Annotated in this window: 22 protein-coding genes; 12 read left to right on the forward strand and 10 right to left on the reverse strand. The window is 60.4% G+C overall.

Annotation, left to right across the window (positions count from 1 at the left end; genetic code table 11):
- Nucleotides 1-35: 35 nt before the first annotated feature.
- From N8H71_RS04910 to N8H71_RS04955, 10 genes are all read left to right on the forward strand, one after another.
- A complete protein-coding gene (locus N8H71_RS04910; protein WP_262193147.1) occupies nucleotides 36-356 on the forward strand; it encodes an XAC2610-related protein in 321 nt (106 codons plus the stop codon).
- Between the two features lie 99 nt (nucleotides 357-455).
- Nucleotides 456-1,850 carry a TIGR01777 family oxidoreductase gene (locus N8H71_RS04915; RefSeq protein WP_262193148.1) on the forward strand — a complete coding sequence of 465 codons (1,395 nt, stop codon included), beginning with the start codon at nucleotides 456-458 and terminating at the stop codon, nucleotides 1,848-1,850.
- A 9-nt stretch (nucleotides 1,851-1,859) separates the two neighbouring features.
- Complete coding sequence (locus N8H71_RS04920; protein ID WP_262193149.1) at nucleotides 1,860-4,310, forward strand: alpha/beta fold hydrolase; 2,451 nt, start codon at nucleotides 1,860-1,862, stop codon at nucleotides 4,308-4,310.
- Nucleotides 4,307-4,816, forward strand: coding sequence for a hypothetical protein (locus tag N8H71_RS04925; RefSeq protein ID WP_262193150.1), 510 nt, complete (start codon nucleotides 4,307-4,309; stop codon nucleotides 4,814-4,816). Before N8H71_RS04920 ends, N8H71_RS04925 begins: the two co-directional genes overlap by 4 nt.
- An 87-nt stretch (nucleotides 4,817-4,903) precedes the next feature.
- A complete protein-coding gene (locus N8H71_RS04930) occupies nucleotides 4,904-5,359 on the forward strand; it encodes a hypothetical protein (protein ID WP_262193241.1) in 456 nt (151 codons plus the stop codon).
- A gap of 4 nt (nucleotides 5,360-5,363) precedes the next feature.
- Nucleotides 5,364-5,909, forward strand: a complete 546-nt coding sequence (locus N8H71_RS04935) for a hypothetical protein (RefSeq protein WP_262193151.1) — start codon at nucleotides 5,364-5,366, stop codon at nucleotides 5,907-5,909.
- Nucleotides 5,896-6,744 (forward strand): tetratricopeptide repeat protein, encoded by an 849-nt coding sequence (locus tag N8H71_RS04940; RefSeq protein WP_262193152.1) that lies wholly within the window; start codon nucleotides 5,896-5,898, stop codon nucleotides 6,742-6,744. The genes N8H71_RS04935 and N8H71_RS04940 overlap by 14 nt, the downstream gene beginning before the upstream one ends.
- Before the next feature lie 2 nt (nucleotides 6,745-6,746).
- The gene (locus N8H71_RS04945; protein WP_262193153.1) at nucleotides 6,747-7,502 is read left to right on the forward strand and encodes a lysozyme inhibitor LprI family protein; all 756 of its coding nucleotides are present in this window, start codon (nucleotides 6,747-6,749) and stop codon (nucleotides 7,500-7,502) included.
- A gap of 34 nt (nucleotides 7,503-7,536) precedes the next feature.
- A complete protein-coding gene (locus tag N8H71_RS04950) occupies nucleotides 7,537-8,556 on the forward strand; it encodes a hypothetical protein (protein WP_262193154.1) in 1,020 nt (339 codons plus the stop codon).
- A 28-nt stretch (nucleotides 8,557-8,584) separates the two neighbouring features.
- Nucleotides 8,585-9,673 carry a hypothetical protein gene (locus tag N8H71_RS04955; RefSeq protein ID WP_262193155.1) on the forward strand — a complete coding sequence of 363 codons (1,089 nt, stop codon included), beginning with the start codon at nucleotides 8,585-8,587 and terminating at the stop codon, nucleotides 9,671-9,673.
- A gap of 62 nt (nucleotides 9,674-9,735) precedes the next feature.
- Here N8H71_RS04955 and N8H71_RS04960 read toward each other — a convergent pair whose 3' ends face one another.
- Entirely contained in the window at nucleotides 9,736-10,104 is a 369-nt protein-coding gene (locus tag N8H71_RS04960; RefSeq protein WP_262193156.1) for a DUF6124 family protein, read from the reverse strand.
- Between the two features lie 586 nt (nucleotides 10,105-10,690).
- Between N8H71_RS04960 and N8H71_RS04965 the strand changes: the two genes are divergently transcribed.
- Complete coding sequence (locus N8H71_RS04965; RefSeq protein ID WP_096817262.1) at nucleotides 10,691-11,074, forward strand: SCP2 sterol-binding domain-containing protein; 384 nt, start codon at nucleotides 10,691-10,693, stop codon at nucleotides 11,072-11,074.
- A gap of 71 nt (nucleotides 11,075-11,145) precedes the next feature.
- Here N8H71_RS04965 and N8H71_RS04970 read toward each other — a convergent pair whose 3' ends face one another.
- The 6 genes from N8H71_RS04970 to exbB form a co-directional block, all read right to left on the reverse strand.
- On the reverse strand, nucleotides 11,146-12,546 hold the full coding sequence (locus tag N8H71_RS04970) for an aminoacyl-tRNA deacylase and HDOD domain-containing protein (protein ID WP_114886341.1): 1,401 nt from the start codon (nucleotides 12,544-12,546) through the stop codon (nucleotides 11,146-11,148).
- A gap of 79 nt (nucleotides 12,547-12,625) precedes the next feature.
- The gene (recG, locus tag N8H71_RS04975; protein ID WP_262193157.1) at nucleotides 12,626-14,701 is read right to left on the reverse strand and encodes an ATP-dependent DNA helicase RecG; all 2,076 of its coding nucleotides are present in this window, start codon (nucleotides 14,699-14,701) and stop codon (nucleotides 12,626-12,628) included.
- A gap of 9 nt (nucleotides 14,702-14,710) precedes the next feature.
- Entirely contained in the window at nucleotides 14,711-15,640 is a 930-nt protein-coding gene (locus tag N8H71_RS04980; RefSeq protein ID WP_007954418.1) for a hydrogen peroxide-inducible genes activator, read from the reverse strand.
- A gap of 278 nt (nucleotides 15,641-15,918) precedes the next feature.
- Nucleotides 15,919-16,665, reverse strand: coding sequence for a TonB family protein (locus tag N8H71_RS04985; RefSeq protein WP_262193158.1), 747 nt, complete (start codon nucleotides 16,663-16,665; stop codon nucleotides 15,919-15,921).
- Nucleotides 16,662-17,090: a TonB system transport protein ExbD gene (exbD, locus tag N8H71_RS04990; protein WP_007954431.1), complete on the reverse strand. Its 429-nt coding sequence runs from the start codon at nucleotides 17,088-17,090 to the stop codon at nucleotides 16,662-16,664. Before exbD ends, N8H71_RS04985 begins: the two co-directional genes overlap by 4 nt.
- A gap of 6 nt (nucleotides 17,091-17,096) precedes the next feature.
- The gene (gene exbB / locus N8H71_RS04995; protein WP_262193159.1) at nucleotides 17,097-18,050 is read right to left on the reverse strand and encodes a tonB-system energizer ExbB; all 954 of its coding nucleotides are present in this window, start codon (nucleotides 18,048-18,050) and stop codon (nucleotides 17,097-17,099) included.
- Nucleotides 18,051-18,238: 188 nt separating this feature from the next.
- Between exbB and N8H71_RS05000 the strand changes: the two genes are divergently transcribed.
- A complete protein-coding gene (locus N8H71_RS05000) occupies nucleotides 18,239-19,096 on the forward strand; it encodes an SDR family oxidoreductase (RefSeq protein ID WP_262193160.1) in 858 nt (285 codons plus the stop codon).
- A gap of 138 nt (nucleotides 19,097-19,234) precedes the next feature.
- Here N8H71_RS05000 and N8H71_RS05005 read toward each other — a convergent pair whose 3' ends face one another.
- The 3 genes from N8H71_RS05005 to spoT all read right to left on the reverse strand — a co-directional run bounded on the left by N8H71_RS05005 (nucleotide 19,235) and on the right by spoT (nucleotide 22,558).
- Nucleotides 19,235-19,975 (reverse strand): hypothetical protein, encoded by a 741-nt coding sequence (locus N8H71_RS05005; protein ID WP_007954437.1) that lies wholly within the window; start codon nucleotides 19,973-19,975, stop codon nucleotides 19,235-19,237.
- A gap of 72 nt (nucleotides 19,976-20,047) precedes the next feature.
- Nucleotides 20,048-20,428 carry a RidA family protein gene (locus tag N8H71_RS05010; RefSeq protein ID WP_003229509.1) on the reverse strand — a complete coding sequence of 127 codons (381 nt, stop codon included), beginning with the start codon at nucleotides 20,426-20,428 and terminating at the stop codon, nucleotides 20,048-20,050.
- A gap of 24 nt (nucleotides 20,429-20,452) precedes the next feature.
- Nucleotides 20,453-22,558, reverse strand: a complete 2,106-nt coding sequence (gene spoT, locus N8H71_RS05015; protein WP_007954439.1) for a bifunctional GTP diphosphokinase/guanosine-3',5'-bis pyrophosphate 3'-pyrophosphohydrolase — start codon at nucleotides 22,556-22,558, stop codon at nucleotides 20,453-20,455.
- Between the last annotated feature and the right edge of the window lie 44 nt (nucleotides 22,559-22,602).

A 22,602-nucleotide genomic window follows, 5' to 3' on the forward strand; every position in this document is an offset into this window, starting at 1 on the left:
AACGTTGAAGTGATGTTGGAAGTGAGCGGCCGAAAGTGACGGTTCAAGTCGATGCTCGCGAGTCGCGAACCATCAACTTTTCCGCTGAAAAATCCCTGCACGTCGCTATCGACGATTTCAACTTCGATGGCATGAAAGATTTTTCGGTCTGGCAGATCGACGACGGCATGGGCACCTACACCATCCACCGGATTTTCATCTACCGGCCGAAAACCGCTGACTTCGAGGAAGTGCAGCCGGATTGTGGCGATGGTTTCGTCAACCTCCGTGTCGACAAGAAACGCAAAGTATTGCTCAGCACTTACTGGGGAATGAACGGGTCACAGTCATGTGTGACGCGCTTTCACAAGCGCTGACCCTGAGCCCGTCACGGTAAACGTTTAGCGCTTGTGCATCTGACAACCCCCATTTTCCTTTAAACTCCCCGCCCTCAAGGAACGCGCTCAGGACACGGAATGCCAGCCCCCTCTTTCTCTCTTCGCCCCGCGATGGTGCTGTGGCTGTATGCCGCGGCAATCGTGCATGTGCTCGCCGGTCTCACGTTGACCTGGGCCGGTCATTCCGGATTACTCGACGGCTATCTTCACACCCTCGAACTCGCGTTCTGGGGTGCGGACGTGGTTCCCGCCGCCGGTCACGAGCAGCAGGTGTGGTGGCTCGCACTGTTCGGCGCGACGCTGCAAAGTTATTCGCTGTACATGCTCGCGTTGGTGCACCTTGGCAACCGTCTTAAAGCACCTGCAATTTGGGGCTGGTTGATGGCGGGCGTCCTGTTATGGGCACCACAGGACATGTGGCTTTCCGCGCAAAAACAGGTCTGGTCGCATCTGTGGCTCGACGGTTTTGCGCTACTGGTCCTGTTGCCGCCGCTGATCTGGTTATTGCGCCATGATCGTCGGAAATCCCCGCCGGAAAGAACGGTGAGCAAGTCCAACCCCTTTGCCGGCGGTGCCTACAAGCGCGTGCTGATCACCGGGGGCACCGGGTTTATCGGTGAAGCGGTGGTCAATCAGTTACTCGACGCCGGTCACACGGTCAGCGTGTTGGCGCGTGATCCGTTGAAAGCGGCGAACCTGTTCGACGGTCGCGTCCGCTGTGTGCGTTTGTTGAGCGAGCTCGGCTGCGACGAATCCTTCGACGTGGTGATCAATCTGGCCGGCGCACCAGTCGCTGGCCCGCGCTGGAGTCCCGAGCGTCAGGCGCAATTGCTCGCCAGTCGGGTCGATACCACCGAAGCCTTGATGACCTGGCTGAAGCGCACGAGCCATAAACCCGCGCTTTGGGTTCAGGCCTCGGCTATCGGTTTCTACGGCGTACGCGATGCCAGTGAAAGCCTCGATGAACAGGCCAGCAAGGGCGACGGTTTCATGGCCGAGCTCTGTGCGCGTTGGGAGGCTTCGGCGCAACCCGCCACGCAGTTTGGTGTGCGTCAGGTGGTGCTGCGCCTCGGCGTAGTGTTCGGGCCGGGCGGTGCGCTGCTGCCGTTGCTGATCCCGTTCCGTCTGGGTTTCGGCGGGCGCATGGGCGATGGTCGGCAGATCATGATCTGGGTGCATCGCGACGATGTGATTCAGGTGATCGCGCGATCCTTCCACGATGAAAATTTGCGCGGCACCTACAACATGGTCGCGCCCGAAACCGTCAGTCAGGCAACGTTCGCCGAGAACGTCGGCAAAGTCCTCAAGCGCCCGGTGTGGTTCCACATTCCAGCAGCGCCGGTGCGTGCGTTGGCCGGGGAAATGGCTCAGCTGTTCTTCGACGGCCAGCGTGTGGTGCCGCAGCGTTTGAGCGAGGCGGGCTACACGTTCCGCTATCCGACCCTCGACGCCGCGCTGCGCGATCTGGCCTGAGGATTGCCCATGAGCAAGCCCTTGATGTACTTGCTGGCCGGCAACGGCAGCGCCGCCGATTGGTGGGATGACGCGCTGCCGCATTTTCAGCGTTACGACGTGGTGCCGCTGGAGCTGCCGGGCTTCGGCGCCAACCCGCAGCCGCCCTGCGAGGATCTGGCGGCTTACGCCCAGACCTTGTTGGCGATGACGCAAAAGGGCAGTGCGATCATGGCCGTCGGGGTCAACGCGTTGCTGGTGCTGCATGCGCTGCAACGTCGGCCCGGGCACTTTTCTCGCAGTGTTTTGCTGGCGCCGGTGGGCGCCTTTTTGTGGCAGCGTCGATTGCCGGCGCTGATGTCACCGCTGCCGATCCGCAAGACCATTCATTGGCTGCTGTCGAACAAACCCACGCTGTTCGCGCGCAAGTTCTCCAACCAGACCTGGACGCCCGCGCAGTATCAGCGCATGGGCGCCGGTTATGCGCGCTGCCGTGCGTTTGTGCCGCACTGGGATCTGATCCGTGCCGACACCGCGTTGCCATTGCTGGAGTGGATCACCGACCCGGTCGAACTGGTCTGGGGCGATCAGGACAAGGTGCTTGGCATCGAACAAGCGGCGGCATGGTCGGCGATTCTTGCGCGCGCAGACCTGACCATCAGCCTGAAACCCGGTTGGGGACATTACCCGTGGATCGACGCGCCCGCGCAGTTTGCGCAGTGGCTGGAGTCGGGCGAGCGCGGCTTCGTCGCGCACACCAAGGGCGGGCGTTTGCGTCTGGCGGAACTGGCCCGGCAACCGGTGCCGGCGGCGCTGACCCTCAACGACTACAACGATCCGCGACTACCGACCTTCCTCGCCGGCCAACCACAGGCGATCTGGGCGGTGCGTTCCTCCAGTTACGGCGAAGATCAGGCCGACTCGGCGAATGCCGGTTTGAGCACGACCTACCTGCGTGAGCCGGCCGCCAACGTGCCGGCGCGCATCGCCGAGCTGACTGCCGAAGGTGTCGAGGAAGTGGTGGTGCAGCGCTTCATCACGCCGCAGGTGTCGGGCATCGCATTTGTGCGTCATCTGTCGGTGGAGCTCGAATGGGTTGAAGGTCATCTTGAGTCCCTTGCCGACGGTCAGATCAGCCCGGAGCGGGCGACGCTTTCGCGGCTCGGCGATGCCTGGCGCAGTGGCACGTTCACGGCCACCGATGGGTTGACCGAAGACGTGCTGTGGCGCTTTCTCCAGGATGTCTTGCGGGTGTTTCACTATGTGCCGGGCGATGTCGAATGGGCCTGGGACGGTACGCAACTGTGGCTGCTGCAATACCGGCCGATCAGCGACTACGGCTGGCGCCGGCACCTGACGGCCGCCAACATCGCTGAGATTCTGCCGCCGCAACCCAGTGTGCTGGTGGAGTACGCCCAGCGCCGGGCCGCCGCGAGCATTCCGGCGATCATGGCCCGTTGGGATGCGCGGGTGTTGCAGGACAACGAGCCGTTCACGGCCGTGTTTGGCGGTGCGTCCTACATCAACAACGACCTGTTTCTCGCACGGTTGGCCGACTGGGGCATCAGCGCCAGCAACTATGCCGGTGAAGTCGGCGGCGCGACCCCGCATCTGCCGTGGCGACCGCTGCGGATGTTGCGTTCTCTGCCATTGTTTCTGCGCATGCAACGTATCGCTCGCGGAAATTTGCTGAGCCTTGAACACGGCTTGCAGCGCTTCGACCAAGAGCTGACCGACCTCGTCGCCCAGGGGGCGGACGGTCAGCAACTCGCCGACTGGTTCACCCGGTTTTATGTGTTCGTGGTGCAGGGCAATCTGTGTATCGCCGCGGCGCTGGCCAGCAGCGGCGGGGACTGGCTCGGCCGACCGCCCACCGCTTACGACAACCTGGAGAACAGCCCTCATCGGCTGCCGTGGGAGACCGATCCGGCCACACCTCGACCCGCGTCGAACTCACTGCCATTACAGGCGTTCCCGCAATGGTCAGGGCTGATTTGCCTCGCGCATTCGACCGGCCTGCCGGGCCTGCGTGGTTACTACCTGCAAGTGCGCGAGTGGTATCGCGACAACCTGATGCGCATCTTCTTCCGCCTGCACCACGCCATGCCACTGGCGGATCGCGAACACTGGTTTGCACCGCACCCGGACATCCGCACGCGCGATGGCAGCTTCTGGCAGGACGGCCGCGAAGGTGCCGAACAGGCCACCGGATTCATGATTTACCCGGGGCAGGTGCGGGGCATTCTTGGCGAAGACATCTTGCTGGAAGACACCCTGGATCCTGGGCGTCACGCGCACTATCAGGCCGCGCGGGCGGTGATTGCGCGGATGGGTGGGCGGTTGTCGCATGGTTCGACGTTGTTGCGGGAACTGCGCAAGCCTTCGGCGGTGATGCCGCAGGTGGATCCGGCTTGGGTGGGGTGTGAGGTGGTGTATCGGGATGGTGTACTGGAATTGATGAATTCGAAGGATGTGAAGTGAAACGACTGCTGGTGTTATGCATGAGCTGGTTGCCGATGGCCGTTATGGCGGCAGGTGTCTGCAATCAGGAAACTGACTCCAAATATTTCTTATCGCAATGGCCGGAGAGCGGCGGAGATCCGGAAGACATACTTTCCAGTCTCGATGGAAAAGAATTCTCTATCGAGCCAGGCCACGTGGTCTTCCGTGGCGACCTAAACGGCGATGGTATCGAAGACTTCATCTTCAATTCCCGCGTAGGCATTGGCTCTTCGATGGACAGCACATTCGCCTTCCTGATCCAGTGCCGCGGTTACTTGAAGTATTCGGGTGGCGATTATTTCGCCGGGGTCAAAGTTCTGGACGGTCCTCCCAAAGGTGGCGGTGAATTCAAGGACATCGAGATCTACTCCTACATCAGGGACAAGCGAGGGCGGATTCGCTACAAGGGCGAAGAGGGCATGACCCGGCCGCATCTGTGGCAATTCAACCCGCAGACACAGCGTTATGAAGGTCAGTCTGAGTAAGCCAGCGGTTTCCCACTGCAGTTATGGAGTTAGTACTTGAAAGGATTTTCGATTGTTCTCGGCAGCTTGCTGTCCGCTGCCACTTCCATGGCATTCGCCGCCGATCCCGACTTCAGGGATTACGCCGTCATCCCCGTTTTCAGCGGCCCCAACCATGAACCGGTGCAGCAGGAGCAAAGCAACCCGGTCATGGACAGCACCCGGGCGAAGGCCCTGCAAGGCAAGGTCAATTTCGCCGGCCATTACATCCTGTACAGGTTCGGCTGTGGCGGCGGCGCCATTTGCGGCGAAGTGCTGGACGCCCAGACCGGTGATGTCGTTGGCGGTCTTCCGAATGCCTACGACGGCAGCACTTTCGACACGACGTATTTGCCCGATAGTCGCTTGATCATTATTTCCGGAGTCACGCTCGATGGCGAAGAAGACGCCCAGGGAAATCGCCTGGAAAACCGTAACCGGGATCGGTACTACGAATTCGTAAACAATGAGTTCCGGCTGCTTGGCATGACCGACGTGGAATCACCGTCGATCGATGAGGAGTGAGTCGATGAACCGTCTTCTTGCGAGCAGCCTTTCGCTGCTGCTCTCGCTGCCAGCTTTCGCCGGTCCCAAGGACGCCTTCACCCAACGCGATGTCATGCAATGTGGCGGCGTTGAAGTGGTATTGGCGTCGTCCTGCCGATCCGTGACGGTGGATGACGCAGAAACTCACCTCATCCCGGTCTGCTCCGATCAGACGATCAACATCGGCGGCAAAGTGTTGCGCCGCAACATCGACAAGGTTTCACAGCTTACGTCGGACGGTAAGAAGACGAAGATGCTGAGTAACGTTGTCGTGGCGATGGATTGTGTGAAAGGCACCAAGGGCAGTCTTGTTTCGATAGGTGGTTACGGCGGTTGCGGTGCCTGTCCTGAATGGCGCGGGTATTACTCGACGGCGGGGCGATTGGAGCAATACAGCTTCGATAATACTCAGCGCTCATTTGGTTCGAAGGGTTCCTGGGAAGAGCTGATCAAGGCTTATGGCGTGACGAAGACGCAGCTGCAGTCGGAAAGCCCCTCGGTGAAAAGGATCGACTATGGGCAGCCTTAAGTGGGTATCGATGATCGGCTGTCTGTTCGGAGCTATGAGCGCCTTTGCCGAGGACCCGCCAATAGTCGGCGTCAACGGGAACACGGTGTCATTTCGGGCTACAGAATGGACGATGCCCGGTGTGGATTCGGCGACTGCATGGTTCACCGCCAATGGGAAAACCTTTCCGCTCTTTGGCGCCGATATTGGCGCCGATGGGCACTCCAATATGCTCAGTCCTGACAAGAAAACCTTGCTGCTCGACCCGGTGAACTTCGGCATGTTGTCGGACGAAAACGGTGAAGAGAAGCTAGTGTCGCAACAGCATTGCACGGTGATCTCCATGGAGACCGGTTGTGTGCTGGCTGATCGTTCGGCCACTTTTTGTGTCGGCCAGTGGAAGGGCAATCAATGGGTTACCGACGACGGCGAAGTGCTCACTCCCGCCCTGGAGACGAGGTCTCCAAAGGACTTGCTGAAACATGTCACAAGTAACGAACTGGCGCAGTCCCGAGCAGAGTCCATCGAATGGGGTCTGGTCTTTTTAAGTCCGGAGTCTTACATGGCGTGTCACCCCCCGGCGCAAAATGTTCAGGCCTATAACGACCTGGGCTTTTACCTGGCTGAGGGCGGCAAAGATGAGCTGGCGCTGAAGTTCTATCGCGGCGTTGAGGCCGTTGGTAAACGCACAGTGCTGATGTTGAACATCGCCGATTCACTCTGGCGCCTTGATCGCAAAGATGAAGCGAAGCGCTATTACAGCCAGTACCGCGACGCGATGAGCGCCGACGGCAAGGCGCAGAAAATACCTCAACGCGCAGTTGAGCGATCCGTCATTCAGGGAATGAAAAATTGAACATGTTTGTGCGCTTTATCGCGTTGTCCTTAGGACTGCTGTCCGCTTCAATCGCGCTCGCTGAGGACAACTGCAAAGTCATTACGGTGAGCTGGCAATACGACCAATGTGTGGAAGCCGACCGCAAGAGTGCCGATGCAAAACTTAATGCCAGCTACAAACTATTGATGACTCGATTCGAGTCTCAATGGAAGCGTCAGCCAGAACAAGCGAAGGCATACATGGCCATGGCCAGAGACTCGCAACGCGCGTGGATCAAGTTGCGCGACACCACATGCCCTCTCGAAGCCATAGAGACTGAAACCGGATCCAAGGCATATACCACGCTGACCAATAACTGCATCGCCAGAATGAGTCTGGAGCGAGCCTCTTATCTGGACGCTGTCGCACCGGATGATCCGAGTGAAGTAGTCGATGTCGCCAAGGTTTCCAACTCTGCTTCTCAACGCTTTGGTGATGTTGTTGCTCGTTACGTCACCACGTTTGGTAGTCCGTGCCTCGATGTGCAAATCCTCGCGCCAGAGGGTAATTGGAGGGTGTTGGCGTCTAGGCGCTTTTGCAGTTTTGACGGCAAGTCGTTCAGATCGGGTTATAGCTATGCCGGGTTTGAGGATCACGAATTTGCGGACGACGGTTTGCACGTGACGCTTAGCCTGACAGAGCTTCGCCCTACCGGCGAAAAGCGCCTCGCCTGTGTAATTCCGATTCAGAACGAGCAGATCAAAGAGCTGAAATGCGGTGCCCCTGAATCATCGTGAGGCCACTCGCGCTGGTTTTTGAAGATTGATCAATTTGTCGATCAACAAGGAAGTAATGGAAGTGACCCGGTTCTCAAGTTGTGTGTGCATGTTCGTATCGATCATCGGTTTTACAGCACAACCGGCAACGGCTGATGACCTGCAAACCATCGAGCAAATGCATCCGCCGGTGGTGGCATCAGTGGGCGAGCAGAAGATCACCGTGTTGTTCTTGAAGAACACTCTCAAGGGTCAGACGACAGGCACCTACGTTCCCGGTGGAGAGGTTTTTTACACGACGATGAGTCCCACGAAGCCAGAACTCTCTTTTGTGGCGCCGCTCATAGGAGATGAAATCGCGTCGGTGTTTTTCTTTGAACGCAAATTTCCTGAGCGAGCGGGGAAATCCCTGTACGTGCTCACGAAGCTAAAAGAGTCATACAGTAACTTTGAAGGCTACACCTATTGGACGCTGGAATTGCCGCTCATCAAGCAGGGTGAGCAGTTGTCTTTGCGGTTTTTCCGCGGTGATCCACCAGACCCCGAATTGCAGGACTGTCGCGACGGTCGAGACCTTGAAAACGGTGTCGATGTCGTGTGTGCCTACAAGGATGCAGCGAGTATCAAAAAGCGTCTGGCAGACCTTGATGCAAAGAACTTTGCCGATTCGAAACTGCAACAGGATACCCGCCAGAAAGCGTTAAAGACCGACGATGACGTGACCAGTGTTAAGTGCCCCTCACCCAACTTTTCAACCTTCCTCTTAGCCTTTTCTGAACGCGCAGAGGTACAGAAAGCCTTCGTCCAGCAGCCGCTGAAAATGGTCACGACTGTGGCCGGTGATCCCGAGCCCGAGATGCAAAAAAGCAGCCTCAGCGGCGATCAGCTCAAGTTCCCGATCATCCCGGATCTGGCGAAGCGAGAGACTCAGGGCCTGACGTTGACCGTCAAGGAAGAGCAGGGTGATCACGCCATCGCCATCCTGCAGAAACCGGATACCGATTATGTCTTCGAGTATCGGTTTGTTCGTGGGCAATGCTGGCGGCTGGAAGAAGTGATGGATTACTCGCTTTGAAACAGGTGGCAAGTTGAAAAGATTGGGTTTGATCGCGTTATTGCTGTGTTCTTTCTCTGCGGTGGCGGGGCCGATGTTCCCGTCACTCACTTCGTGCAGGGACGTTGGCAGCGACTGTGCGCTGGCGCTGAAGGACAACTTTCTGGTGGACGCACACTCCGGGCAGCGCCTCTCCGAGATGGAGGAACCGGCTGGAGCGATGAGTGGCTTTTGGCTGTACCGAGATGGCGAACGCTACATCCTTCAGGAAGAAAATTACTCCCAGTCGAAGACGCGCCGCTGGCTGGTTTTCACCTACGACAGCGGCAAGGTGGTGCTCGACGGCGCTTATGTTTTCTCGATCGACATTGATATGAACACCGGACCCTACTGGCATGGCTATGACTGCCGAGGTGATGCCAAGCCGTTCGCCGTACCAACGAAAGATTCGTTCAGTGAGGTCGCTTTGGAGGCATTGTGCGGGGAGGCCGAAGGCTGGGTCGTCTCGGGCGGGGATACCAAGGTGCCGGTGTCGGCCAAAGGGCTGGCCGTCAGTGTTCCCGTTTATCACGCCCGCAACCGCGATGGTTCAGCGACTTACCTGTTCACTGAAAGCGATGATCCGGATCTTTCAAAACTGGTTTGCCTGTCCAACTGTGCTGATATCGCGAAAGCGCCGGAGCGTGTTTCGCAGGAGACGGCACCATTGAAGGGCGGGCAGGATGGAACGTTGTGCTCGGATGACGAAGACATCTACTTCAGTTGCCCGCTGGAGGGCGGCAAGACGGTTTCTGTTTGTGCGCGGGGAAACAGCAAGCCCACGGCCGGTTCTGTTCAGTATCGCTACGGTGTGCCGGGGAATATCGAGATGGTCTACCCGAAGAATGCTACGCCACCCAAGGGCAAATTCTTTGTTGTAGATGCGTCGGAAGGCAGCGTGAACCTGAACATCATCAAGTTCAAAAGCGGTGCGTATACCTACCTCGTTAACCAGGCTTTCGTGAGTTATCTGACGGTGCTCAAGGGGGACAAAGTTGTATTCCGACAGTCTTGTGAGGCCGGTGGTCATGCTCACGTCCATCGGTTGGCGGATTTCGGGTTAGAAGCGCGCCCCAAAAGCGCAGAGGACTTCCGTTAGTTGCTGCTGCCAAAGATTAGGAAAGGGAACTCAACGTCCCCTTTTTTCCGCCCGCAATTCAGCTACGGCTTGGCCTGATACTCCCGAAACTCAATGTGATCGAGCGTGCCTTCCACCATCAACCGCACGCCGTCCGCCATTCTGCTCAGGCCCAGCGCCATCGAGCGGCGGGGGCCGTCGAGGTCGTCGGCCAGGTTGGCGGCGAAGGCGCTGATGGACAGGAGGTCTTCGGAGGCGTTGGCCATGAGCGCTTCGGCGTCGGCGTTGGGGCAGAGGGCGAACAGGCCGCCCAGGCGTTTTGGGCGTGGGGCGCTGGGTTTGAAATGGTGGTCGAGGGCGCGTTCGGCGGCTTCGTGGAGTTTCTTTGAATCGGGGGATTCGTAGGGGGAGGTTTCTGGAATTTCAGGAGGGTTGGGCGTTGGTTTGATCATTGGAATTTACCGATTGATGGAGCTAGCAACCTCTCGCTTGCACTTCGAATGAGGTGGCAGCTGTGTATAGGTGTGCAAGACCGGTAATCGATGAACCCGGCAGACCCGAAGATCTCCCACACACAGCCGCCATAACGATTCGCGAGCATAAGAAAACACTCGGTGAATGGCTATAACTGATGTGCATCGATTCCGAACCTGCACGTTCGAGTCACCGATTTTGCGGTGACGGAAAGAGGTTATCGATGAACTCCGAACACGCCTAGTTCATGGACAGCACCGCAGTTTGAAGGACATTTCCCAAGGAATTGCGGGGTAGAGGAACAAGAAGCCACTGCTATCGGCAGCTCCTACAGGAATGTGTTTCTTCAGGTGTAGGACGGGGGGAGGGTGTGACGCGGAGCGTCACGGGAGGCATTCCTACGCAGAGCGTGGGAACGATCAAGTCCTGAGAGCGAAGTCGTGACTTGGCAGTCATCTTTCAGGAAAAGCCCTGCATCGTCTTCTATCCATCCAAGATAGTGGCGAATCTGTCCGAATCCCTTACACTCCCCCGGCCGTTCATTTTCCTTTTGAGGCTGTGCGCATGAAATTTCGTTTTCTTCTGTGGATGCTGGGTCTGTTGATGGGTAAGGCCAGTCGGACAAATCCTGCGTTCCAGCAGCAGTTGGGTGACAAGGATCTGGTGTTTCAGCTACAGACTCTGGACGGGAAAGTGGCGCGGCATTTCGTGGTGAAGGACCAGCGCATTACCAGCAAGTCCGGGGTGGTGGCGGAGCCGGCGTTTGCGATTGCGTTCAAGGATGCGGCGTTCGGGTTTGCCACGATGCAGGCGAAGAACAAGCAGCTGGCGTTCATGCAGGGGATTCAGGACAAGTCGATCCAGCTCAAGGGCAACCCGGCGCTGGTGATGTGGTTTCAGGGGTTGATGAAGTATTTGAAGCCGAGGAAGGCCAAGCCGAAGGCTTGAGTCCGGTGTGAACGATCAACAAAAAAGGCCCCACACTCGTGTGAGTGTGGGGCCTTTTTTATGGGCGCAAATCAGGCCTGGCTGAACTGCGAAGCCAGTTCCCGCAGCAGCACTTCAGCCTCAAGCACTTTGCTGACCACATCATTTGCCTTGTCGCGAGTCAAACCAACGCGCTCCAGCAGCGCATCCGGAATGTCTTCATCCGGGCCGGAGCCGATGCCGCGACTGCGCAGCAGGCGCACGGCCAGGCAGACGAGGTTCGGGTATTCGGCGTAGGCGCCGTCGTAGTTCGGGTCGTGCTGGAAGCGCAGGGCGGTGGCCAGTTCGTCCGGCATGTCCCAGTAGCGCATCAGCCAGGAGCCGATCTGTTCGCGGCTGATGCCCAGCAGGTGTTGCTCGACGTAGCTGTGGCACAGGTGCGGGTTGACCTCCAGGTGCCGGCAGATCAGCGAGAAGTGCGGCGGGAACACGTGGGCCAGCAGCAGGTAACCGAAGTTGTGCAGCAGGCCGGCGAGGTAGGTCAGGCCGGCTTCCGGGCGCTGGGCGCGCGGCATGGCGCGGGTCAGGCCTTCGATGACGGCGGCGGTGTAGATCGACTGCTGCCAGTACGGCGTGGTGTGTTGCGGGTGGTCTTTTGGCAGGCTCAGGGTCTTGCCGAGGGCCAGGCCCAGCGCCAGGTTGATCACCAGATCGAAGCCCAGCACGCGCACGATCGCGTCTTCCACTGAACGGATCTTGCCCGGCGACGCGTAGTACGGTGACGCCGCCCAGCTCACCACTTGCGCAGCCAGCGCCGGGTCGGTTTCGACCACGCCGGTGATGTCGTCGATGGTGGCGTTCGGGTCGACGCGCAGCTTGATGATTTTTTGTGCGGTTTCGGCCAGCGGCGGAATCTCGATGGTCGCTTCCAGACGCTGCTGGATGCGCCGCGCGGTGAACGCCTGCACGGCCTGAGTGATTTCCTCGCGGTCATCGTCCGGACGGTCGAGGTTCGGGCGGATGCTGCTCAGGGCTTCGCCGAAGTTGGCGGCGCTGGCCTTGGTCAGCATGGTCTTGAAGTCTTCGCTGGCGATTTCCAGCAGCAGGCCCGGCTCGCCGGAGTTGATCAGTAACTTCGGCTCGCGCAGCAGGCTTTCTTCGTAGAGGCACGGCGAGCTGGTCAGCGCCGGCAGGCCCGGCAGCAGGCTCAGGCTGTGTTTGCCGAGCATCTTTTCCAGGCGCTCGGTGGACACGGCGGTCAGCCGACGGCCCGTCAGCTCGGCGAGGCGGTTGAGATCCAGCAACTGGCTCTGTGGAAACAGCACCATCAGCGCACCGACCGCGTCGTCCAGCAACACGGCCTGCACTTTGCGCGAGGCGTTGAGGCCGTGGTGGTCGAGCACTTCTTCGTAGGCGACGCCCAGCTTGTTGAGCAGCAGCCGAATAACAGACGGAGCGTGCGGGGATTCGGGGGCGAGAGCAGCTTCGGTCATGGTCTGTATCCGTTTTTGAAACAATTGCTGGAGTATAACCAGCTTGGTTGGAACGAGCTTTGAGAAACTGCGACGGTGCTCACACTTGGCCGTATTGCTGCCCGTGTCGCAGCCATCGGTCGAGCAGCGGGCTGACGTGGGTGGGCCAGCGTTCGAGCAAGGCCTGGGCGGCATCGCGCACGGCGGGCAGCAGATCGGCGTCGCGCATCAGGTCAGCGACCTTGAATTGCAGCAGACCGGTCTGACGAGTACCGAGCATTTCGCCGGGGCCGCGCAGTTCGAGGTCTTTTTCGGCGATGACGAAACCGTCGTTGGTCTCGCGCATGATGCCCAGGCGCTGGCGGCCGATCTGTGACAGCGGCGGATGGTAGAGCAGTACGCAATGGCTGACTGCGCTGCCCCGGCCGACTCGACCGCGCAACTGGTGCAGTTGCGCCAGACCGAGGCGCTCGGGGTTTTCGATGATCATCAGGCTGGCGTTGGGTACGTCGACGCCGACTTCGATCACGGTGGTGGCGACCAGCAGTTGCAGGTTGCCGGCCTTGAATTCGGCCATGACGGCGGCTTTCTCGACAGGTTTCATGCGGCCGTGGATCAGCCCGACCTTCAACTCGCCGAGGGCGGCGGTCAGGTCTTCGAAAGTGGTTTCGGCAGCCTGGCAGGTCAGCTCTTCGGACTCTTCGATCAGCGTGCACACCCAATAGGCCTGACGGCCCTCGGCGCAGGCGCTGCGCACCCGTTCGATGACTTCGACGCGGCGGGTGTCGGTGACCAGCACGGTGTTGACCGGGGTTCGACCCGGCGGCAGTTCATCGAGGATCGAGGTGTCGAGGTCGGCGTAGGCGCTCATCGCCAGCGTCCGTGGAATCGGCGTGGCGGTCATGATCAGTTGATGCGGACACATGCGCCCGCCGACGCCTTTCTGCCGCAGCGCCAGACGTTGCTGCACGCCGAAGCGGTGTTGTTCGTCGATGATCACCAGCGCCAGATTCTTGAACTGCACTTCGTCCTGGAACAGCGCGTGGGTGCCGACCACCATCGGCGTGCCGCTGGCGATCTGTTCCAGCGCGGCGACGCGGTTCTTGCCCTTGAGCTTGCCGGCCAGCCACGCCACATCGATGCCCAGCGGTTCGAGCCAGCGCTTGAAGGTGATGAAGTGCTGTTCGGCGAGGATCTCGGTCGGCGCCATCAGTGCGACCTGATAACCCGCCTCCAGCGCTTGCAGCGCAGCGAGGGCGGCGACCACGGTTTTGCCCGCGCCGACGTCGCCCTGAATCAGCCGCAGCATCGGTTCGTGCTGGCTGAGGTCGTAGGCAATTTCATTGCCGACCCGCTGTTGAGCGCCGGTCGGGTTGAAGCCGAGGTTGGACAGGTATTTCGCCGGCAACTTCGTGGCTTTCGGCATCGCCGGTGCGCGCAGGGAGCGCATGCTTTCGCGCAGGCGCTGCTGCGATAACTGGTGAGTCAGCAGTTCTTCGAAGGCCAGGCGATGCTGGGCCCAGTGATGACCGAGGGCGAGTTCATCGACGTCGGCATCGGCGGGTGGGTTGTGCAGGTAGCGGATCGCGTCGGCCAGCGGCGCCAATTGGTAGTCGCGGGCCAGTTCGGTCGGCAGCCAGTCGGGCAGGGTGGCCGGCTTGAGCAGGGTCAGGGTCTGCATGCATAACTGGCGCAGACGCGCCTGAGTCAGGCCTTCGGTCAGCGGGTAGACCGGGGTCAGGGTTTCATCCACCGGCGGCGGTTCGTCGCCGTTGATGGCGCGGTATTCCGGGTGGTAGATCTCCAGCCCCGAGGCGCCGGGCCGGGCTTCGCCGTAGCAGCGAATCCGCGTGCCGCGCTTGAGGCCTTCTTTCTGCGCATTGCTGAAATGGTAGAAGCGCAAGCTCAGTCCACCGGTGCCGTCCTGCAAGCGCACGACGAGGCTGCGACGCCGGCCCATGACCACGTCGGCACCGCTGACGGTGCCCTCGACCACTGCGTCCTGCCCCGGCCGTAACGCGCCGATCGGCACCACGCGGGTGCGATCCTGATAACGCAGCGGCAGGTGGAACAGCACGTCCTGGAGGTTTTCCAGGCCGACCTTGGCCAGCTTCTCGGCCATGGCTTCACCGACACCCTTGAGTGCGGTGACCGACACCTGCGACAGCTCAGTCATGACGCTGGCTTAACCGGCCGTGACCGGCGCGGCGGGTTTGGCGACCGAGCACAGCCGAATGGAGTCGGCGAGAATCTCGATGGCTTTCGGCCGTGGGAAGCTCGCGCGCCAGGCGATGGCCACGGTGCGGAACGGCACCGGTGCCGACAGCGGACGCACTTCAATCACGCCGGGGGCGTAGTGATGGCTGTCCACTGCCGACAGCGGGAGGATCGAGATGCCCAGACCGGACGCGACCATGTGGCGGATGGTTTCCAGCGAGCTGGATTCGACCGTGGTGTGCTTGGCGCCGTCGTTGCCCTTGGTCAGGGTCGGGCAGGCTTCCAGCACTTGATCGCGGAAGCAGTGGCCTTCGCCGAGCAGCAACAGGCTCTTGTCGTTGAGCAGCGCGGCGTCGATGGATTCTTTCTGGGTCCACGGGTGCTGGGCCGGCATCAGGACGTAGAACGGCTCGTCGTAGAGTTGCAGGGTCAGCACGTCGGCTTCGTTGAACGGCAGGGCGATGATGATCGCGTCCAGCTCGCCGTTGCGCAGCTTGTCGCGCAGCACGTGGGTGAAGTTTTCTTCGATGTACAACGGCATCTGCGGGGCGACCCGGTGCAGTTGCGGAATCAGGTGCGGGAAAAGGTACGGGCCGACGGTGTAGATCGCGCCGACTTTCAGCGGGGCGGTCAGCTGGTTCTTGCCGGCCTGGGCCAGTTCGCGGATGCCCTGGGCCTGTTCCAGCACTTTTTGCGCCTGGGCGACGATGCCTTCGCCGACCGGGGTCAGGCGCACGGCGCTTTTGCTGCGCTCGAAAATCAGCACACCGAGTTCGTCTTCAAGCTTTTTCACGCCCACCGACAGGGTCGGCTGGCTGACGTGGCAACGCTCGGCCGCGTGGCCAAAATGTTGCTCTTGGGCGAGGGTAACGATGTAGCGTAATTCTGTGAGGGTCATAGCAAGCGTCCATGAAGATGCGGGCCAAGCATACCGGCTGCAATCGATAGACGCACGTTATCAGACTGAGTGATGAATGCGACACCGGGCAATGCCGGTTTGCCGTTTGTAGATATGACAAAGGCACCTTTCGGTGCCTTTTTGACTGGATTCTTCCGGTTGGCGCTGAACCTTGTGGGAGCGAGCTTGCTCGCGAAAGCGGCGTATCAGTCGAAGCAGCCCTGTCTGACAAGGCCTCTTCGCGAGCAAGCTCGCTCCCACAGGTTTTGCGGTGTTTCCTAGCGGCGGCGTTCCAGCGAGTACACAAACGGTGCAACAATTTCGATCGCGCCATTGGTCAGCATGTCGGCCGGTGGCTTGGGCAGCGGTTGGGCGCGGCGGATCATTTCCAGGGTAGCCCGGTCCAGATCGGCGTTGCCGGAACGGCCCACCAGTTCGAACGACAGCACGTTGCCTTCGCCATCGACCACGAAGCGCAACCGGTTCAAGCCTTCCTTGCCCCGGGCCTGAGCGCTGGCCGGGTACTTCTTGTACTTGGCCAGATGTGCGAGCAGGGTGCCTTGCCAGCTGGCCTTGGCGGCCATTTGTGCAGGCGACGGGCCCGGTGCAGGCTGGGCGGCCTTCTCCGTCGGCGCCTGAGTCGGCTGGGTATCGGCCGGCTTCTCTTCGGACGGTTTCTCCTTCGGCGGATCGGGCAGTTTCTTCTCGATCGGCTTCGGCGGTTTTGGTTTCGGCTTGGGTTTAGGTTTCTGCACCGCGATCTCGGCTTTTGGCGCTTCGGCCAGTTTCGGGATCGGCAGTTCTTCAACCGGAGCCGGTGGCTGCGGTGGCGTGACGACTTTCGGCGGTGCGGGCGGTGGCGGGGCCGGAACCGGTGCCAGCTCGACCATCATTGCCTGCGGTGGCAATTCGATGGGCGGGCGGGCGGTCCAGTTCAGCGCCAGCGCGATGGCCAGCGCATGAACACCCAGCACCACGGCCAGGCTACCGCTGTAACGCGTCAGCTTATGGCGCGTCGTGATCATTTCTTGACTGCGCTCTCGAGTCCGACCAGACCGACCTTCAGGTAACCGGCGGCGCGCAGGTTATCCATCACACTCATCAGGTCGCCGTAATCCACACCTTTGTCGGCCTGGAAGAAGATCGTCGTGTCTTTCTTGCCCTGGGTCTTGGCGTCGAGTGCGGCGCCGAGGGTTTCGGCTTTCACTTCGTCTTCGCCCAGGAACAGGCGCTGGTCAGCCTTCACGCTGAGGAACACCGGTTTCTCCGGTCGCGGCGCCGGTTTGGCGGTCGAGGCAGGCAGGTCAACCTTGATGTCCACGGTGGCCAGCGGCGCGGCCACCATGAAGATGATCAACAGCACCAGCATCACGTCGATGAACGGCGTGACGTTGATTTCGTGGTTCTCGGCCAGATCGTCGTCTGCGCCTTCTTTCAAATGCAGGCCCATGGCCGATTACCCCACTTTCACCATGTGCGGTTGCGAGCTGCTGCGCTCAGGCTGGTGGTCGAGGTCGCGGCTGACGAGCAGCAGGACTTCTGCCGACGCATCGGACACCTGAGCCTTGTAACCGGCGATGGAGCGGGCGAAGACGTTGTAGATGACCACGGCAGGAATCGCGGCAACCAGACCCAGTGCGGTAGCCAGCAGCGCTTCAGCGATACCCGGTGCTACGACGGCAAGGTTGGTGGTCTGGGTTTTGGCGATGCCGATGAAGCTGTTCATGATGCCCCACACGGTGCCGAACAGACCGACGAACGGTGCGGTGGATCCGATGGTGGCGAGGACGCCGGTGCCGCTGCTCATGTTGCGGCCACAGGCGGCAACCAGACGCTCGAGGCGGAAGCTGACGCGTTCCTTGATGCCTTCTTTCTCGCGGGCGTTGGCCGACAGGCGCATTTCTTCGAGGGCGTCGTGCACCAGCAGGTTGGCGAGGGTGCCTTCCTTTGCCGCAGTTGCGCTGGCTTCTTTAAGGGTGGTGGCTTTCTTCAGGGCAGCGATTTCGCCACGCAGACGGCGTTTGGCGCCCATCAGCTCGAAACCCTTGGCGATCCAGATGGTCCAGGTGATGATCGAGGCGATGGCCAGGCCGATCATCACGGCTTTAACGATGACGTCGGCGTTCTGGTACATGCCCCATGGCGACAGGTCGTGGGCCATGCCCAGGGTGTTGTCGGCTTCGAGGACTTCCGGCGCATCGGCGGCGCTGGCGTCTACGGCCTGCACCGGGTCGGTCGCAGCAGGTGCGGCGGCCGGAGCGCTTTGCTCGGTGGCGGCTGGCGCGGCCGGGGCTTGTGCGTCAGCGAATGCGGCGACCGGCGCCAGCATCAGGCTGAGCAGCAGGGCAGCCACGGCGCTCCAGGCGCGAGGTCGGTTGGTTGGCGAAGCGGAGTTTTGAATGCGTGTCATGCTGGCCGGACCTGAGATAGAAAAACGGTAATGCTCTTCCAGGCCTCGTGAGGCCGAGAACAAAAGTGGCCAGCATTATTGCAAGTAATTCTTGTTAACAAAAGTAATAGAGTTGCTTTTTTTCCTTCATTGCTAGCCGCTCGTCCCCTGCCGAGGCTAGTCTGTCGCTTTCCGATGGGAGATTTTTGATGTCCGCGCCTTCTGTTTTGATCGCCGGTTGCGGTGATGTCGGCAGCCGTCTGGCCACGCAATTGCTGGCTGCCGGCTTCCAGGTCTATGGCCTGCGCCGTGATATTTCACGTTTGCCGGACGGCGTTATCGGTGTGGCCGGTGACTTGTTCAATGAAGATTGCCCCGAGACCTGGCCGGTGGGCGCTATCGATTACCTGGTGTATAGCGCGGCGGCCACCGATCACGATGAAGCCGGTTATCGCGCGGCGTATGTGCAGGGTTTGCAGCATGTACTGGGTTGGCTGAACGATTACGGTCAGGAGCCTGAGCGGCTGCTGTTCGTTTCCAGCAGCAGTGTTTACGGGCAGCAGAACGGCGAGTGGGTCGATGAAAAATCTGAAACCGTCGCTGCGGGTTATTCCGGTCGGGTGATGCTGGAGGCGGAGCAGGTTGCGCTTAACTCTGGCATTCCCGCGAGCATCGTCCGCTTGACCGGCATCTACGGCCCCGGCCGTGAGTGGCTGCTGACCCAGGTGCGTCGGGGTTATCGGGTTGCGGTCGATCCGCCGTTGTATGGCAATCGCATCCATGCCGATGACGCGGCGGGGTTGATGGCTTATCTGCTGGAGGCGGATCGCGAGGGCGTGGCGCTGGATGACATCTATATCGGCGTGGACGATGCACCGGCTCCGTTGGCCGAGGTGGTGGCTTGGCTGCGTGAGTATCTGGGTGTCACCGCATGGTCGGAAGACGAAAGCGTACGTCGCACCGGCAGCAAGCAATGCAGCAATGCACGGGCCAGGGCGTTGGGCTGGGTGCCGAAGTATCCGAGTTATCGCGAGGGGTATGCGGCGATTCTTGAGGGCAAGTGCTGATTTCCAGGCGCCACAAACCACTGTGGGAGCGAGCTTGCTCGCGATGGCGGCATAACAGTCAGCATAAATGTTGAATGCTATGGCCTCATCGCGAGCAAGCTCGCTCCCACATGGGATCTCTGTCGCTTCAGAGGTGGGTTACTGCTTCTCGAGCAACCACTTGCGCTCACCCGGGGTGAACTGCGGTTGTTCGTCCGCCAGTGCCGTGTTCACGGCCTGCAGGATTTCCAGCTCTTTGCCCTTGCGGACGAAGATCCAGTTGTTGCCCTGACCGTTCTGCTGCAGCCACATGCTGTCATTGCCGCTGCTCATCGACGCGCAATCGCCGGCGAGGCACAGCGCATAGCGGTCGGCACCCGGCAGACCGGAGACTTGCCCGTCAGCCTGGAATTGCACGGTGGCACCTTCGCCCTGGCCGCTGGTGATCGTCCAGTTGCCGCCCAGATAAGCGGAATACAGCGCGCGTTCGAAGCTGGCGCCGATCGGTGCGCCTTCCGGCACCGGGATCTGCGCGCGGTCGAAGACCTGTTCCGGTTCGTTTTCGTTGGCAGCTTGTTGCAGTTGGCCACCGTCACGTTTCAGCTCGCTGGCGGAGCTGCCATAGAAGTCGACTTTCCAGGCACCGGACTGTTCGCCGAGCAAGCGACCTTCGACGTTTTCGAAACCGTTGGTGTAGCGGGCCTGACCGGCCTTGGTGTTGACGTCCCACTCCAGGTTCGGGCCGTAAGCCTGAAGCGCTTCGCGCAGGGGGCCGCCCTTGGCAGCGGCATCGATGGCGACCTGATTGATCCAGGTGCCGCTGATGTCACGGTCTGCAGGGTTGCTGGCGCAACCGCCGAGGAAAATGGCGAGCAGCGAGAGAGCAAGCGCTTTGCGCATGGTGGAATCCTTTCAAAACCTTTTCTTTACCGCAGAGCAGTCGGCGCGGCGTCTGAAGCCGCGCCGTGCGCATTACTCGATGACCAGAATGGCATCCATTTCAACCTGCGAACCCTTTGGCAGGGCTGCCACGCCGATGGCGGCGCGCGCCGGGTACGGCTGGTCGAAGTACTTGCCCATGATCTCGTTGACCTTGGCGAAATGGCTCAGGTCGGTGAGGAAGATGTTCAGCTTGACGATGTCCTTGAACGAACCGCCAGCAGCTTCGGCCACGGCTTTCAGGTTCTCGAACACCTGGACGGTCTGGGCTTCGAAGCCTTCGACCAGTTCCATGGTTTTTGGATCGAGGGGAATCTGACCCGACATGTAAACGGTATTGCCGGCCTTGATCGCCTGGGAGTAAGTACCGATGGCGGCCGGGGCCTTGTCGCTGGTGATAACAGTCTTGGTCATGTATGACTCCTTGTAATGTTTGAGTTATGCACGCATGCGGGTGATGCGAATCACCCCGGTCAGGGCGCGCAGTTTCTTGATCACGCGGGCCAGGTGCACACGGTCGTGGACGCTGACCACCAACTGGACAACGCTGATGCGACCATCGCGTTCGTCCATGCTGATTTTCTCGATATTGCCGTCGGCTGCGTTGACGCTGCTGGCCAGCAGGGCGATCAGGCCGCGCTGGTGTTCCAGCTCGACGCGCAGTTCGACGTTGAATTCGCCGGTGACATCCTTGGCCCACGAGAGCTGGATGCATTTTTCCGGGTTATGGCGGATTTCGCTGATGTTGCGGCAGTTGTCCAGGTGCACGACCATGCCTTTGCCCGCCGAGAGGTGACCGACAATCGGGTCGCCCGGGATCGGCGTACAACATTTGGCATAACTGAGGACCAGGCCTTCGGTGCCGCGAATCGCCAGCGGGCCTTCCGGGCTCGGCAGTTGTTCGCCTTCGCCGAGCAGGCGGCGTGCCACGACGTAGGCCATGCGGTTGCCCAAGCCGATGTCTTCGAGCAGGTCTTCGATCAGTTCGAGGCGGTACTCGGTGAGCATCGCCTTCACGCGTTCGGCCGGAATCTGTTCCAGCGCGCTGTCGAAGCCGTTGAGCACCTTGTTCAGCAGGCGCTCGCCGAGGCTGATGGATTCGGAGCGGCGTTGCAGTTTCAGTGCATGGCGGATGTGGGTCCGCGCCTTGCCGGTGACCACGAAGTTGAGCCACGCCGGATTCGGCCGTGCGCCGGGAGCGCTGACGATCTCGACAGTAGAGCCGCTTTGCAACGGTTCGGACAGCGGTGCGAGACGACGGTTGATCCGGCAGGCGATGCAGCTGTTGCCGACGTCGGTGTGCACCGCGTAGGCAAAGTCGACCGCCGTGGAGCCTTTGGGCAGCTCCATGATCCGGCCTTTGGGCGTGAACACGTAGACCTCGTCCGGGAACAGGTCGATTTTCACGCTTTCAATGAATTCCAGCGAGTTGCCGGCACGTTGCTGCATTTCCAGCACGCCTTTGACCCACTGACGGGCCCGGGCGTGAGTGCCTTTCGGCTGCTCGTCACCGCTGGATTTGTACAGCCAATGGGCGGCGATGCCGTTGTTGGCCATCTCTTCCATTTCACGGGTGCGGATCTGGATCTCGATCGGTACACCGTGCATGCCGAACAGTGTGGTGTGCAGCGATTGATAGCCGTTGGCCTTGGGGATCGCGATGTAATCCTTGAAGCGCCCCGGCAACGGTTTGTACAAATTATGTACAGCACCCAGCACGCGGTAGCAGGTATCGACCTTGTCGACGATGATCCGGAACGCGTAGACGTCCATGATCTCGTTGAAGGCCCGACGCTTGCCGCGCATTTTCTTGTAGATGCCGTATAGGTGTTTCTGGCGACCGCTGACTTCGCCCTGGATGCCGTCGATGGCGAGGCAGTGGCCGAGGGATTCTTCGATCTTGTTGACGATTTCCTTGCGGTTGCCCCGGGCGCGCTTGACGGCCTGGTAGATCCGCGCGGAACGCATCGGGTGCATCGCCTTGAAACCGAGGTCTTCGAACTCGATGCGGATCGCATGCATGCCCAGCCGGTTGGCGATGGGTGCGTAGATCTCGAGGGTTTCCTTGGCAATGCGTCGGCGTTTTTCGCCGGACAGCACTTCCAGCGTGCGCATGTTGTGCAGGCGGTCGGCGAGCTTGACCAGGATCACGCGAATGTCGCGTGCCATGGCCATGGCCATTTTCTGGAAGTTTTCAGCCTGGGCTTCGGCCTTGGTCTCGAAGTTCATCTGGGTCAGTTTGCTGACCCCGTCGACCAGTTCGGCCACGGTTTCACCGAACTGCGCTTGCAGCGCTTCCTTGGCGATACCGGTGTCTTCGATCACGTCATGCAGCATCGCGGCCATCAGGCTCTGATGGTCCATGTGCATGTCGGCAAGAATATTCGCCACGGCAAGAGGATGCGTGACGTACGCCTCGCCGCTGCGGCGGCGTTGGCCGTCGTGGGCTTGTTCGGCGTAGAAATACGCTCGGCGGACCAGGTTCACCTGGTCGTTGCCGAGGTAGGTCGATAAGCGATCGGCGAGGGCGTCTATGCTCGGCATGATGTCTCCTGCCGTAGGCTGTGATCCCGCGCCGTGCTACGTCG

Origin of the sequence: Pseudomonas koreensis (assembly GCF_025447595.1) — a bacterium.
GTDB classification, from domain to species: Bacteria; Pseudomonadota; Gammaproteobacteria; order Pseudomonadales; family Pseudomonadaceae; genus Aquipseudomonas; species Aquipseudomonas koreensis_H.